Here is a 13,857-nt window from a genome sequence, read left to right on the forward strand (position 1 = left end):
TTGGCGAGGGACTGGCCCGCAGCATGGCCCGCAAGGTTGACGATGCGTTCTTCGGCAGCCTCGCCAGCCCCGCCCCCGCCGGACTCGGCAGCCTCACCGCAACCGCCACCGCGACCGGTGAACTGTCCAGCGTGGACGTGTTCGCTGACGCGCTCGCCGAGGCCGAGGCCGCAGGCGCAACCGTGACCGCGTTCATCCTGAATCCCGACGACGCGCTCGCGCTCGCCAAGGTCCGGGTCGCAACCGGCTCGGCGCAGCCGCTACTGGGCACCGACGCCACCGCCGGAACCTCGAGGCAGGTACTCGGCATCCCCGTCCACGTGTCCTCGAGCCTGACCGCGGGCACCGCCTGGGCCGTCGACTCAAGCCGAGTCCTCACCGTCCTGCGCGACGACGTCCGACTCGAGACCGACAGCTCGCGCTACTTCGACAGTGACCGGGTCGCCGTCCGCGCAACCATGCGCGTCGGCTTCGCGTTCCCCTCAGAGGGCGCCCTCGTGAAGCTGACGCTCACCACCCCCGCCGAGTAACAATGGCTGGACACGATGCCCCCGGCCACCACGGTCGGGGGCGTCACCAGCCGCAGAGGGGTGGGGGGTGACCCCCAGACACCCCACGGAAGCCCCCACGGCATTGCTTCCAATATCCCCCCGACCTGGAATAACGCCGGTGCCTGCGGTTTCTGGGCCGCTGCTTTTCGCGTGAGGATGACCGATGGAGCGCAAGTGTGACGAGTGTTCGGCGGGGTTTGTGGCCCGGTCGCCGCGGCAGCGGTTCTGTTCGGATCGGTGTCGGTATCTCGAGAAGGACCGCCGGCGGATGCTCGCGTGTTCGGTGTGTGGCGGGCCGATGCACCGGGGGCCGACGGTGAGGGTGGACGGGATGCAGCGTCACAATCGGTGCTGTGGTGTGGCCTGAGCGCCAGGAGGCAGGTGCGGCAAATGCCGCACCTGAGTCTCCGGTCACCGGCACGGACGGTAAGACCTACAGCCCGCGCCCCCGGTGGTCACCGTTAAAGACAAAGATCATGGACCCCTACGGGGATGGTCTTGCTTGGCCCCCTCCCACAAAAAACCCACGAACCATGCCGGCATATCGCGTCTGCCCACGACGAGTAGCCCTTCCACTTTTTCGTGAAAAGGCTGTCGTGACCCCCGGTAGCGTCCGGCCGGACACCGCTACGGGAGCGCCCCACCCGGTTGTGGGGATTACTTGCACCGGGACGATCTTTTTAGGGGTGGACCGCCTGAAACACCCGTCTGTACGGCACGCTGAGCGCCGATCCCGCCCCGCCCGACCATCTACGTCGGGTGAGGGGGAACCGCGCTCAGAGCCGCGTCTGGGCCGCTTTAACCGCTTCGATGACCTCGAGGGCGTACGCTTCCGCCTCTTCGAGGGTGAGGGGCCGTTCAGGGTCGAACACCTGGACCCGAGTGGGGCCGGCCATGATGCCGTCCGCGGTGGTCGTGTCCTCCGCTACAAGCGCGACTCCCCACGGTCGACCGGCCGGGGTGAAGTACCGCGACCAGGTGGCAAACATGGTCTGCCCGTCGCGGGCGGATGAGTGGTCCTCCGGTGCATCATCGAGGCACCACGCCGGCCGCTGGCCGGGGGCACGCTCGCTGGGGATGCGGGAGTGGCCGCACCCGCAGACGGTGAGCGCCTCGGATGCGCGGGCCGCACCGGGCCGCCCGTCGACGTACCCGACACCGAGGGGTGACGGGCCGCCGCAGACCTTGCACATGAAGCCCGCGCTCATCGCAGGGACTCCCGCCACGACTCGAGCGCCACGGCGTAGGCGGCGCGGGCCGCGGTGAGCGCGTCGGCAATCTCGACGGCTTGGTCGGTGCCCATGTCGAGCTCGCCGTGAACCGAGAGGATCGGCGGGGATGCGTCGCCGTTGTCGACCAGGCTGACAACCTCGACGGTGATCATCTGCCGGTCGTTGCCCGGTCCGCCGGCGATGATGTGCCGGTAATGGGTTATGTCGTCGCCCGTGAGCGGTGGCGGTGTGGGATGCTGGCTGTTGGCCATGACGGTTACCTCGTCTTGGTCGCTGGCCCCGAGCGTTCCCGCGCTACGGGGCCATTTCTATTGACCAACACAAGGCAACTTGTACGCCAGTTGCACGACCTGCGGATCACGCAGCATAAATGCCGCTTGACCTGCGTAAACCTTGCGCCCCCGAGAGGATTCGAACCCCTGACCAGCCGGGTAGAAACCGGATGCTCTATCCACTGAGCTACGGAGGCCTGGCGACGCGCGCGTGGGGCGTCGCCGGGAGAATGGTAACCGATCCGGGGGGTGGGTCCGACAGTGGCGAATCGGCCCGGGGGCGCCGCGGTTCCTACGATGGTGGTCATGACGTCGTCGAAGACCGCCCCCGCCACCGCCGGGCGGTTCGGAACCCGCAACATCGTCGCCCTGGTACTGCTCCTGGCGGCGGTGGCGGCCGCGGTGGTCATCCCACTGTCGGCCATGTCCGCCGAGGTGGCGCTCGAACTGGTGGGCGTGCCCGATCCGGGCCCGCTCACCACGGCCGGCCTCCCGGCCCTGCGGTCGATCGGCGAGCTCCTCGCCGCCGTGGCCGTGGGGGCGGCACTGTTCGCGGCGTTCTTCACCCCGCCGCAGAAGGACAAGACCCTCGACGTCGACGGTTACCGCATGCAGCAGATCTCGTCGTGGGCGAACATCGCCTGGGCGATCGCCGCGGCACTGCTCATCCCGCTGACCCTGTCGGACGTCTCCGGGCGCACCTTCCTCCAGTCGCTCCCGCCGGACCAGTGGTTGGTCGCGATCAACCAGATCGACATCGCGTCCTCGTGGCGCTGGGCGGCGATCATCGCGCTGGTCGCCGGGATCGGGCAGCGGCTCACACTGAGCTGGCGGTGGTCGGTCATCTGGCTGGCCGTCTCCCTGCTGTCGCTGCTTCCGGTGGCGGCCACGGGCCACGCGTCCGGCAGCACCGCGCACGACCTGGCCACCAATTCGCTGATGATCCACCTGTTCGGCGCCGCGTTCTACGTGGGTGGGCTCGTCGCGCTGATCATCCACACGTGGCGCGGCGGCTCACGCGTCGCCCTGGCCCTGCGCCGCTACTCGGTGGTGGCGACGGTCGCGATCGTCGCCCTCGGGTTCACGGGCGTGATCAACGCGCTCGTCCGCCTGCACCCGGGTGACCTTCTCACCTCCACCTACGGACTGTTGGTGGTGTCCAAGGCTCTCCTGCTGTGCCTGTTGGCTCTGTTCGGTCTGGCGATCCGCCGCCGGATCATCGCCAAGATCGAGTCGACGGGGGCCAACGCGCCGGTCGACCGGCCCACGCTGCTGCGGATCATCGTGGTGGAGGCCGTCGTCATGGCCGGCACCCTGGGGCTGTCGGTCTCGCTCGGCCGCACCCCGCCGCCGGCGCCGCTGTACGTGCCCACGAGGCAGGAGGCGCTACTGGGCTTCGAGCTGCCCGGGCCCTTCGCGTTCGGAACGGTCTTCGGCACCTGGCGCTTCGACCTGGTGCTGGGTCTGGCCGCGGTGGTCCTGCTCGGCCTGTACCTCTGGGGCCTGGTGCGGCTGCGCCGCCGTGGGGATGCCTGGCCGCTGAGCCGCACCGCGTTCTGGGTGGCGGGCTGCGTGATCCTGTTCCTCACCACCAGTTCCGGCATGGGGATGTACATGATGGCCGACTTCGCCAGCCACATGGTGGGCCACATGCTCATCTCGATGCTGGTGCCGGTCCTCCTGGCGCTCGGTGGCCCGTTCACGCTGGCCCTGCGCGCGCTCCCGGCCGCCGGTCGCGGCAACCCTCCCGGGCCCCGCGAGTGGCTGGTCGAGTTCATCAACAACCCGCTCTCGCACTTCCTCACCCACCCGATCGTGGCGTCGGTGCAGTTCGTGGCCGGTTTCTACCTCATCTACTTCGGCGGGTTCTATCAGACGTTGGCCTCGGAGCACCTGGGCCACATGTTCATGAACGTGCACTTCCTCATCAGCGGCTACCTGTTCTACTGGGTGATCATCGGCGTGGACGCCGCGCCGCGGCACTTCTCGCCGATGTACAAGCTCATGGTCCTGCTGAGTTCGCTGCCGTTCCACGCGTTCTTCGGCATCCTGCTCATGAACACCAAGACCGTGCTGGCCGAGCCCTGGTATTCGGGCATCGGCCTGCCGTGGATCCCGGATCTGCTGCAGAGCCAGCAGGTCGGCGGTGGCGTCGCGTGGGCGGCGGGGGAGATCCCGCTGGTGATCGTCATGCTGGCCCTGGCGTGGCAGTGGTACCAGAGCGACATGCGCGAGGCGCGGCGCGGCGAGCGGCAGGCCGACCGCGACGACGATGCCGAGCTCAAGGCCTACAACGAGATGCTCCGGGAGATGTCCCGCGCCGACCGCCGGCCCTGAGACCGAACACCTCGTCGTCGTCACAGGCGCCGGTTCTCCACACCCCCCGCCCCCCTCCACAGGGCGGCCACCGCGGGCGGTGGGAACGAGGGGTGACGACGACGAGGTGGGGCACGCTGCAAGTCACGAGGCCGACGCACGGTCGGCCGAACGTGACAGGAGTGACCCCATGAACGAGACCCACACGACCGTCCGCGGAACCGTGATCACCGACCCCACCACCCGGAGAGTGGGCGACGACCAGGTGTTCACCTTCCGGGTGGCGAGCAACAGCCGGTACCAGGACCGGCTCACCGGCGAATGGAAGACCGGCGGCACGCTGTACTTCTCGGCCAACTGCTGGGGACGCCTCGGGCAACGGGCGTCCGGCGCGCTGTGCAAGGGCGACGGCGTGATCCTGCACGGCCGGCTGCTCACCAACGAGTACGAACGCGACGGTCGCATCATGCGCGACCTGGAGATGCGGGTCAGCGCCGTGGGGCCAGACCTGTCCCGCATGGACGTCACCGTGCGCCGCGCCAGGACGGACGCGCCGGCCGAGGGGGCCGGCGTCGACGGGGCGGGTGTCGACGGTGCGGGCGTCGACGAGGGCGGCCTGCAGGGAGCTGCCGAGGACTCCGACGCCATGGCGCTCGGGTCGCTGGACCCGGATGAGCCGGAGTCCGAGCAGAGCGAGGCGGGCGAGTTCGTGGGGGCGGCCGGCGCCTGATGCTCCCGGGGGTGGGGCCGGCGTCCGCCGCGGACGCCGGGGCCGCGGGCGGACACGTAACATAGGGGTCGTGCCCGCGGCCGACCCGCGGCGAAGTGAACTGTCTGCGCAGGTGAGAGGGTAGAATGGCCGAGTTTATCTACACGATGAAGAAGGTACGCAAGGCGCACGGGGACAAGGTGATCCTCGACGACGTCACGATGTCCTTCTATCCCGGTGCGAAGATCGGCGTCGTGGGCCCCAACGGCGCCGGCAAGTCCTCCATCCTCAAGATCATGGCCGGGATCGACCAGCCCTCCAACGGCGAGGCGTTCCTCGATCCCGAGGCGACCGTCGGCATCCTGCTGCAGGAGCCGGAACTCGACCAGTCCAAGACCGTCAAGGAGAACGTCGAGGACGGCCTCGGCGAGACGATGGTGCAGCTGCGTCGGTACAACGAGGTCGCCGAGGAAATGGCGACCGACTACACCGACGAGCTCATGGAGGAGATGGGTCGGCTGCAGGAGCAGCTCGACGCCGTGGACGCCTGGGACGTGGACTCCCAGATCGAGCAGGCCATGGACGCCCTGCGCTGCCCGCCGGGCGACTCGCCGGTGACCAACCTGTCCGGTGGCGAGGCGCGCCGGGTGGCGCTGTGCAAGTTGCTGCTGAGCAAGCCCGACCTGCTGCTGCTCGACGAGCCCACCAACCACCTGGACGCCGAGTCCGTCCTGTGGTTGGAGCAGCACCTGGCCGCCTACCCCGGCGCCGTCCTTGCCGTCACACACGACCGGTACTTCCTCGACCACGTCGCGCAGTGGATCTGTGAGGTCGACCGCGGTCAGCTGCACCCCTACGAGGGCAACTACTCCACCTACCTGGAGAAGAAGGCCGAGCGCCTCGAGGTCCAGGGCAAGAAAGACCAGAAGCTGCAGAAGCGGCTCAAGGCCGAGCTCGAGTGGGTGCGCTCCGGTGCCAAGGCGCGCCAGTCCAAGTCCAAGGCCCGTCTGGCCAAGTACGAGGAGATGGCCGCGGAGGCGGAGAAGCACCGCAAGCTCGACTTCGAGGAGATCCAGATCCCCACGCCGCCGCGGCTCGGCAACGTGGTGGTGGACGTCGACAAGCTCACCAAGGGCTTCGACGACCGCGTCCTCATCAAGGACCTGTCGTTCACGCTGCCTCGCAACGGCATCGTCGGCGTGATCGGCCCCAACGGCGTCGGTAAGACGACGCTGTTCAAGACCATCGTGGGCCTGGAGGAGCCGGACTCCGGCACCGTCAAGGTGGGCGACACGGTGAAGCTGAGCTACGTCGACCAGAACCGCGCCAACATCGACCCGGAGAAGTCGGTGTGGGAGGTCGTCTCCGAGGGCAACGACTACATCGAGGTCGGCCAGAACGAGATGCCCTCGCGTGCCTACGTCAGCGCCTTCGGCTTCAAGGGCCCGGACCAGCAGAAGAAGTCCGGCGTCCTGTCCGGTGGTGAGCGCAACCGTCTCAACCTGGCGCTGACGCTCAAGGTCGGCGGCAACCTGATCCTCCTCGATGAGCCCACCAACGACCTCGACACCGAGACGCTGGGCAGCCTGGAGAACGCACTCGAGGACTTCCCGGGTTGCGCCGTGGTCATCTCGCACGACCGCTGGTTCCTGGACCGCACCTGTACCCACATCCTCGCCTGGGAGGGCAACGTGGACGAGGGGCAGTGGTACTGGTTCGAGGGCAACTTCGAGGGGTACGAGAAGAACAAGGTCGAGCGTCTCGGCCCCGACGCGGCCCGCCCGCACCGGGTCACGCACCGCAAGCTCACCAGGGACTGACCGCAGATGGCCACGCCGACCACCCAGGGCTCGGACGCCCCGACCACCGGAACCTCACCCGGGGCCGCCACCGTGGCGGGGGCCGTGCACCGGGTCCGGATCCCGTTGCGCATCTCCGACTTCGTGGGCATGCACGTCAACAACGTGCGGTTCCAGGAGTTCTCGCAGGACGCCCGCCTGATGTGGTTCCGCGAGAAGTTCGGGGTGCCGGGCTCCCGGGTGCCGAGCGCGCTGGCGCGGTGGATGGAGATCGACTTCCGTCGCACCATCGCCATGGGCGTGCCCGAGGTGTGGGTGGACGTGCAGGTGGTGCGGGTGGGCCGCACCTCGTTCACGATGCGGACCTCGATCGGCTCCGAGTCGACCGGTGCCGAGCCCTGCGCGGTGGTCGACACCGTGATGGTGGTGACCGCGGATGACGAGACCACGACACTGGAGATCACCCCCGTGGAGCGCGCGGCGCTGCTCGGGGACCGGGAGGAGGCGGGATGACCATGCGCGACGCCGTGGACGCCGGAACGTTCCGCTGCACCCTGCAGGTGCGGTGGGCGGATTTCGACCAGTACGGCCACGTCAACAACATCAAGTACCTCGAGTACGCGCAGGAGGCGCGGATCCTGTTCATCCGCAGCCGATTCGGACCGTTCGGCCTGGGCAACCTGCCCCAGGTCGTGCGGCGCACCGAGATCGACCACCTGCGGCCCGTCCTGCGTGACTCCACCTCGGTGGACGTGGAGATCGACGTCGAACACGTCGGGACCACGTCGTACCAGATCCGCCAGACCATCCTGGACGCGGCGGGCGAGATCTGTTGCACGCTGCGGGTGGTCATGGTCGCCTACGACTCCTCCACCTCGACCGCGGTGGAGATTCCCTCCGGTGTCCGCAACGTGCTGGAGGCGGCCACACAGCCGGCGGCGATCACCGACCAGGGGCCCGCCACGTGACCGACCAGCTCGTCTACGAGACCGGCGGCCCCCTGGGCGTGTCCGGAGAGCCGGGCCGCAGGGTGTTCACCTCGGCGATGCCGGTCCGGTGGTCGGACCAGGACCTCTACCACCACGTCAACCACGCCCGGATGATCACGCTCATCGAGGAGGCGCGGATCCCGTGGCTCTTCTCCGAGGGCATGCCCACCGCGACGCTCACCGCGGGTGCGGTGATGACCGACCTGGCGGTGAAGTACCGGGGCCAGGTCAAGCACGCAGACGGCCCCATCCGCGTGCGCATGTGGTGCGAGAAGGTCGGCGGGGCGATGTTCGTGGCCCGGCACGAGGTCCGCGGCCGCATGACGCCGGACTCGGCGCCGCCCGCGGTGGACTGCACGGCCACCATCGCCGCGTTTGACTTGGCAACCCAGCGCCCGCGCCGGTTCACCCGCGCCGAGCGCGACTACCTGCTGGAGTTCCGGCACGAGGACCCGGCGTGATGGCACCCGGACCGGACGCCGGGATGATCCGCGTGCCCGACCCCGCCGACCGCGACGACCTGCGCACCCTCCTCCGGCGCATCCTCCGCCTCGACGAGGCCGCCGTGGTGCGGCTGACCTCCGGGGCCGGGGGCCGGATGCGCGTGTGGGCCCGCACCCCCTTCGGGGCACTGGTCGTCCGCGGACTCGGCGGCGACTGCCCCGGCGGCGACGTCGTGGCAGGTGCGGACCACCTGCTCACCGAACTCGACGTCCTGCCGCGCGGAGACATCGACGGTCGGATCGACCCCGGCATGCCGCTCCTCTCGGCATGGCAGGGACTGCTGCCGCCCGCCGACGGGTTCCAGCCCGTCGAGGACGTGCCGGCCCAGGTGCTGCTCGACCTCACCCGGTCGGGCCGGGAGGCCGCGCGGGAGAACGCCGGGCCCGCCGGCTTGCCGCCGTCGCTGCTCGACCAGGTGGCCCTCACCGTCCGAGCGGACACCGCCCACCCCGTCGGCGTGGACATGCGGACGGTGTTCTCCATGGTGATGTGCGGGTTCGTGCCGGAGAAGGCCGGTTCCGCCCCGGAGGGCGAGCCGGTCCGCGTGAGCGAACGCGGCGCCTGGCTCCGCCTGGACGCCCGGTACGGCACGGTGTTCCGCCGGACCGACTCCCTCACCCTCGAACCACTGCGGTGACCGCTCCCGACTTCTCCATCTCCTGGCCCGGGCGGGGCCGCGCCGCGGCCTCGGGTGCCGACGGACCGGTCCCGCGGATCGAGGCCCTCGTCACCGGCGACGCGGATCGCGCTGACGGGGCCGGGGTCGTCACCGAGGGGGCCGTGCTGGTCGGCGACGGCGCGCGCATCGCCGAGGCCCACGACGCGCTGGACGCGCACGGCCTCGCGCCCTGCGGCGCCGCGCAGGTGGTCTACCTCGACCCGCCGTACAACCGCGGGGGCCGGTTCGACGCCTACCACGACAACATGCCGCGCCACGAGTGGCTCGACTACATCGAGACCCGGCTCGTGGTGGCCCGCGACCTGCTCGCCGAGACCGGAACCGTGTGGGTACACCTCGACGACGCCGAAGCCCACCGGGTGCGTTGCCTGCTCGACGAGATCTTCGGCGCCGACGCGTTCATCGCGGACCTCACGGTGGAGAGCAACCCCAAGGGACGGCAACTGGACCGCTTCTTCGCCGGTTCGCACGACCGTCTGATGGTGTACGCCCGTGACCCCGAGCACGTGCGGCTGGCGGGCGGGGTGGCCTCGGCGGTCGATCCGGCGGACTTCCCGCACCGGGGCGTCGACGGGGTCAGCTTCCGGCTCCTACCGCTGCGCAACACCAACAAGCGTTTCAACCCGCGGACCACGCCCACCATGACGTACCCACTCTACGGCGACCCGGTCACCGGCGAGGTGTCGGTGGAACCGGGCGGGGGACTGGAAGAGATCCTCCCGGTCTTCGGCGATCTCACCCCTGCGGTGTGGCGGTGGTCGCGAGAGCGGGCGCGGGAACGCGTCGGCGACCTGGTGTGCCGGACGGTGAAGGGTCGCTCGGGACCCCGGGTCGACATCTACCAACGGGACCGGTTCGAGGCGGGTCGGATCAAGAAGCTCAAGACCATCTGGCTGTCCCAGGAGGTCGGCTCGACGGACACCGCGCGAGCCGAACTGAGGGCGGCCGGGGTCGACGGGTTCCGCACCCCCAAGCCGGAAGCGCTGATGCGGCGGGTCGTCGAACTGGCCACCGACCCCGGCGAACTGGTCGTGGACCTGTTCGCCGGGTCCGGGACCACGGCGGTCGCGGCCCGTGCACTGGGCCGGCGCTGGGTGGTGGTCGAACGCAACCCCGAGACGGTCCGCGACGTGCTGGTGCCGAGGTTGCGCGTCGGCTCCGACGACGGTTAGCGGAGCATGAGCCCGCCGCCGTCGACCATCATCGTCTGGCCGGTCATGTACGACGCGTCGTCGCTGGCCAGGAAGACCGCGACCCGGCCGATGTCGGACTCGGGATCCCCGAAACGGCGCATCGGGGTGCCGGACAGGAGCCGCTTCTCGATCCCCGGGTTCGCCTCGATGTAGGCTTCCACGCCCTCGGTGAGCGCGAGGGGGGAGATGACGTTGACGTTGATCCCGTCGCGCGCCCACTCGTTGGCGGCCACCCGGCTGATCGCGCGGATCGCCTCCTTCGCCGCGGCGTACGACGCCTGGGTGGGGCTGCCGTCGATGCCGGCGCCGGAGGCGAAGTTGATCACCGACCCGTCCCGCCTTGCCAGATGCGGGTGCGCGGCCTTCATCAGCCAGAACGTCGGGTAGAAGCTGGTGGAGAAGGACAGGTCCATCATGTCGCCGGTGGTCTCGAGCAGTGGTGCCTGTCGGGACGCGTGGGCGTTGTTGACCAGGACGTCGAGGTGCCCGAACGCCTCCACGGCGGCCGCGACGATCGATGCGGCGTTGGCCTCGACCGAGATGTCTGAGTGGAGGTAGCGCACCTGCTCACCGAGCTCGGCGGCGAGCGCGTCCCCGGCGTCGTCGTTGATGTCCACCACGAGGACGTTGGCGCCCTCCTTGACGAACGCACGGGTGATGCCGCGGCCGATCCCGCCGGCACCGCCGGTGACGATCGCGGTCTTGTCGGAAAGTCGCACGTCGAAGCCCTTCAGGAGTCCTGCAGCCACACGGCGGTGTCCGGTGGCAGATCCCTCCCGTCGAGTGGGCCGGAGGCGAGGAGGATCTCGCCGTCGGGCAGGGGCACCGTCCGAGGGGATGTGTTGATCATGCACAGGATCCCGCCGCCTTCGCGCCGAAACGCCTGACACCCGTCAAGTTCACTTTCCCAGACGATCGCTTCCGTGTCCGCCGTCGGCCAGGACTGCCTGATCCCGATCGCCGTCCGGTACAGCGACAGCACGGAGTCGGGGTCCTCCCGCTGGGCGGCGACCGTGAGGTGCGACCATCCCTCGGGCATCGGCAACCAGGTGTCGTCGGCGGTCGAGAACCCGTACGGGGGCCGGTCGCCCTCCCACGGGATCGGCACGCGGCAGTGGTCACGGCCCATCTCGGCGTGACCGGTGCGCTCCCAGGTCGGGTCGGTGAGTCGGTCGTGGGGGATCGCGTAATCGCTGGGTAGACCGAGTTCGGCACCGTTGTAGACGAACGCGATCCCCGGCAGCGCCAGCGTCACCAGGAGCATGGCGCGGGCCCGGGCCGTACCGACGGCCCCGTTGCCGTAGCGGGTCACCTCGCGGACGACGTCGTGGTTCGACAGCGCCCACGTGGGTGCCGCCCGCGAGACCCGTGCGGCCTCGAGCGTGGAGTCGATCGCCTCGCGCAGGGCGCGCGCGTCGAACGGGGCGCCGGTGAGGGCGAAGTGGAACGCGAAGTGCAGCTCGTCGGGCCGGAGGTAGCGCGCGAACCGCTCGGTCGGTCCCACCCACACCTCGCCGAAGGCGGCGGCGCCCGGGTAGTCGTCGAGGACGCGGCGGATCCGTCGGTGGATGTCGTGGACGCCGGGTCGGTCCCAGCGCGCGTCGCGGGGGTCGACGACGAGCTGGGCGATCTCCACGTCGTCGGGTAGATCCGCCAGGTCGTCGGGTTTGGCCAGCCCGTGGGCCACGTCGATCCGGAAGCCGTCGACCCCCAGGTCCAGCCAGAACCGCAGGGTCCGCTCGAGATCGTCGGCGACCTCGGGATTCGTCCAGTCCAGGTCCGGCTGTTCGGGGGCGAAGAGGTGGAGGTACCACTGGCCGGGCGTGCCGTCGGGCTCGGTGACGCGGGTCCAGGCGGGTCCGCCGAACACCGACGGCCAGTTGTTCGGCGGTTCGGAGCCGTCCTCGCCGCGGCCGTCCCGGAAGAGATAGCGCGCGCGTTCCGGGCTGCCCGGTCCGGCGGCGACCGCGGCGGCGAACCAGGGGTGCTCGATGCTGGTGTGATTGGGCACCAGGTCCATGATGAGCACCTTGCGGGCGGCGTGGAGCCGCCCGAGGAGCTCACGCAGCGTGTCGACGCTGCCGAACAGCGGATCCACGTCCCGCGGGTCGGACACGTCGTATCCGTGGTCGGCGCCGGGGGAGCGCATGATCGGGGAGAACCACACCCCGTCGACGCCCAGATGGTCCAGGTGGTCGAGGCGGTCGATCACGCCCTGCAGGTCACCGACGCCGTCGCCGTCGGAGTCGGCGAACGACCGCGGGTAGATCTGGTAGAGGACCATGTCCTCCCACCGGCGCGTCGCGTGGGAGGGAGGCCTCACCCGATCTCCGCGGTGTTGACCATCATCGCCGCGGCGCGGGTGAGGTAGTCGATGAGCGCCGACCGGTGTTCGTCGTCCAGCGTCTCGCGGTCGATCGTGTCCACGGCGGCGAGCATGTGGGTGAGCCAGGCGTCGTGGGCGGCGCGGTCGACGACGTACGGGTTGTGCCGCATCCGCAGCCTCGGGTGCCCGCGCTGCTCGGAGTAGGTGGTGGGCCCTCCCCAGTACTGCTCGAGGAACATCCGCAGGCGGTCCTCGGCCGGTTCCAGGTCCTCCTCGGGGTACATCGGGCGCAGCACGGGGTCGCCCGCCACCCGGCGGTAGAACTCGTGGACGATCTTCCGGAACGTCTCCGCTCCACCGATCTCGTCATAAAAAGTGCTGCTGCTCATGCCTCCCATCATGCCTGCCCAGGTGTCCGTGGGGCCCCTGGGCAGGTGGTGGCGGGTGGGCGGTGGTGGCCGGAACCCCCGGGAGACGACGACGACGAGGTCCCGCGACGGCGACCCCGGATCCGCCCGCCCGCCGGGCCGAACCGGCCGGGTCGGCCACCTTCTGCTACGCGTTAGCCGCACGAAGTGTTCACCGAAGGTGCATCATCGTGGCAGGCGAGGTTCAAGACGAGCCCGGACGCGGCTGATGCACTGGGCACGGGGCAGACGAGCGGAGACCGACCATGGGCACTGCAGTGCGCGAGAACACGGAGTACCGACAACGGGGTTCACGAGCCCCCTCCCGGCTGGAACCGGTCCCGGACCGGCACGTCCCGCTCGCGTCCGCCCCGCGCGTCCTGCTGCTCAACGCCAGCTACGAGGCCCTGACGGCCCTGCCCGCCCGCCGCGCGGTGGTGATGCTGATCGGCGGCAAGGCCGACGTGGTTCACGACCACCCGGTCGAGCTCCTGGTCCGCTCGGTGGACACCGCGATCCGCGTGCCGTCGGTGATCCGACTACGCGAATACGTGCGGATCCCGTATCGGTCGCAGGTCCCCATGACCCGCGCCGCGCTCATGCACCGCGACGGCCACCGGTGCGGCTACTGCAGTGCCAGGGCCACCACCGTCGACCACGTCATCCCGCGCAGCCGCGGGGGAGCGCACAGCTGGGAGAACTGCGTCGCCTCCTGCGCGCCGTGCAACCACCGCAAGGCCGACAAGCTGCTCTCCGAGCTCGGCTGGGAGCTGCGGGAGCCCCTTGCCGCCCCGCGGGGCCGGACCTGGCGGTTGGTCTCCCAGTTGCGGGAGATCGGCCCGCACTGGGAGGACTACCTCTACCTCGACGCCGCCTGACC

15 protein-coding genes and 1 tRNA gene are annotated in these 13,857 nt (G+C 70.0%); 10 read left to right on the forward strand and 6 right to left on the reverse strand.

Translation table 11 applies throughout. From position 1 onward, the window contains the following. A partial coding sequence (locus AC3DEV_RS09395) for a phage major capsid protein (protein WP_488371935.1) occupies window positions 1-530 on the forward strand: 530 nt, incomplete at its 5' end. Between the two features lie 797 nt (window positions 531-1,327). On the opposite strand, the gene AC3DEV_RS09400 is transcribed toward AC3DEV_RS09395, so the two are convergent. The 3 genes from AC3DEV_RS09400 to AC3DEV_RS09410 all read right to left on the reverse strand — a co-directional run bounded on the left by AC3DEV_RS09400 (window position 1,328) and on the right by AC3DEV_RS09410 (window position 2,252). After that, window positions 1,328-1,759, reverse strand: coding sequence for a hypothetical protein (locus AC3DEV_RS09400; RefSeq protein WP_488371936.1), 432 nt, complete (start codon window positions 1,757-1,759; stop codon window positions 1,328-1,330). After that, entirely contained in the window at window positions 1,756-2,034 is a 279-nt protein-coding gene (locus AC3DEV_RS09405) for a hypothetical protein (RefSeq protein ID WP_488371937.1), read from the reverse strand. The genes AC3DEV_RS09400 and AC3DEV_RS09405 overlap by 4 nt, the downstream gene beginning before the upstream one ends. A 145-nt stretch (window positions 2,035-2,179) precedes the next feature. Then, window positions 2,180-2,252: transfer RNA gene (locus AC3DEV_RS09410), tRNA-Arg, on the reverse strand. A 109-nt stretch (window positions 2,253-2,361) separates the two neighbouring features. Between AC3DEV_RS09410 and AC3DEV_RS09415 the strand changes: the two genes are divergently transcribed. The 8 genes from AC3DEV_RS09415 (at window position 2,362) to AC3DEV_RS09450 (ending at window position 10,223) form a co-directional block, all read left to right on the forward strand. Further along, on the forward strand, window positions 2,362-4,392 hold the full coding sequence (locus AC3DEV_RS09415; protein ID WP_182633982.1) for a bifunctional copper resistance protein CopD/cytochrome c oxidase assembly protein: 2,031 nt from the start codon (window positions 2,362-2,364) through the stop codon (window positions 4,390-4,392). Between the two features lie 169 nt (window positions 4,393-4,561). After that, entirely contained in the window at window positions 4,562-5,101 is a 540-nt protein-coding gene (locus AC3DEV_RS09420) for a single-stranded DNA-binding protein (RefSeq protein WP_396444552.1), read from the forward strand. A 125-nt stretch (window positions 5,102-5,226) separates the two neighbouring features. Further along, window positions 5,227-6,900 carry an energy-dependent translational throttle protein EttA gene (ettA, locus tag AC3DEV_RS09425; protein WP_067719805.1) on the forward strand — a complete coding sequence of 558 codons (1,674 nt, stop codon included), beginning with the start codon at window positions 5,227-5,229 and terminating at the stop codon, window positions 6,898-6,900. A 6-nt stretch (window positions 6,901-6,906) separates the two neighbouring features. Next, entirely contained in the window at window positions 6,907-7,392 is a 486-nt protein-coding gene (locus AC3DEV_RS09430; RefSeq protein WP_119192396.1) for an acyl-CoA thioesterase, read from the forward strand. Further along, the gene (locus AC3DEV_RS09435) at window positions 7,389-7,847 is read left to right on the forward strand and encodes an acyl-CoA thioesterase (protein ID WP_067719802.1); all 459 of its coding nucleotides are present in this window, start codon (window positions 7,389-7,391) and stop codon (window positions 7,845-7,847) included. The genes AC3DEV_RS09430 and AC3DEV_RS09435 overlap by 4 nt, the downstream gene beginning before the upstream one ends. Beyond that, the gene (locus AC3DEV_RS09440; RefSeq protein WP_082924106.1) at window positions 7,844-8,329 is read left to right on the forward strand and encodes an acyl-CoA thioesterase; all 486 of its coding nucleotides are present in this window, start codon (window positions 7,844-7,846) and stop codon (window positions 8,327-8,329) included. The genes AC3DEV_RS09435 and AC3DEV_RS09440 overlap by 4 nt, the downstream gene beginning before the upstream one ends. After that, complete coding sequence (locus AC3DEV_RS09445; protein ID WP_082924105.1) at window positions 8,329-9,009, forward strand: DUF8185 domain-containing protein; 681 nt, start codon at window positions 8,329-8,331, stop codon at window positions 9,007-9,009. Before AC3DEV_RS09440 ends, AC3DEV_RS09445 begins: the two co-directional genes overlap by 1 nt. Continuing rightward, a complete protein-coding gene (locus AC3DEV_RS09450; RefSeq protein WP_067719799.1) occupies window positions 9,006-10,223 on the forward strand; it encodes a site-specific DNA-methyltransferase in 1,218 nt (405 codons plus the stop codon). Before AC3DEV_RS09445 ends, AC3DEV_RS09450 begins: the two co-directional genes overlap by 4 nt. Here the strand turns inward: AC3DEV_RS09450 and AC3DEV_RS09455 are convergent. From AC3DEV_RS09455 to AC3DEV_RS09465, 3 genes are read right to left on the reverse strand one after another with little or no spacing between them, the layout of a single operon-like run. Continuing rightward, complete coding sequence (locus AC3DEV_RS09455; RefSeq protein ID WP_478218045.1) at window positions 10,220-10,963, reverse strand: SDR family NAD(P)-dependent oxidoreductase; 744 nt, start codon at window positions 10,961-10,963, stop codon at window positions 10,220-10,222. The genes AC3DEV_RS09450 and AC3DEV_RS09455 overlap by 4 nt on opposite strands. An 11-nt stretch (window positions 10,964-10,974) precedes the next feature. Further along, window positions 10,975-12,528: a glycoside hydrolase family 13 protein gene (locus AC3DEV_RS09460; RefSeq protein ID WP_488372054.1), complete on the reverse strand. Its 1,554-nt coding sequence runs from the start codon at window positions 12,526-12,528 to the stop codon at window positions 10,975-10,977. Between the two features lie 35 nt (window positions 12,529-12,563). Beyond that, window positions 12,564-12,959, reverse strand: coding sequence for a globin (locus tag AC3DEV_RS09465; protein WP_488371938.1), 396 nt, complete (start codon window positions 12,957-12,959; stop codon window positions 12,564-12,566). 284 nt (window positions 12,960-13,243) lie between these two features. Here AC3DEV_RS09465 and AC3DEV_RS09470 point away from each other — a divergent pair, with 284 nt between their 5' ends. Further along, window positions 13,244-13,855 (forward strand): HNH endonuclease, encoded by a 612-nt coding sequence (locus AC3DEV_RS09470; RefSeq protein WP_206474228.1) that lies wholly within the window; start codon window positions 13,244-13,246, stop codon window positions 13,853-13,855. Window positions 13,856-13,857: the final 2 nt, after the last annotated feature.

The organism is Dietzia sp. IBK-p2-15D (assembly GCF_057773105.1).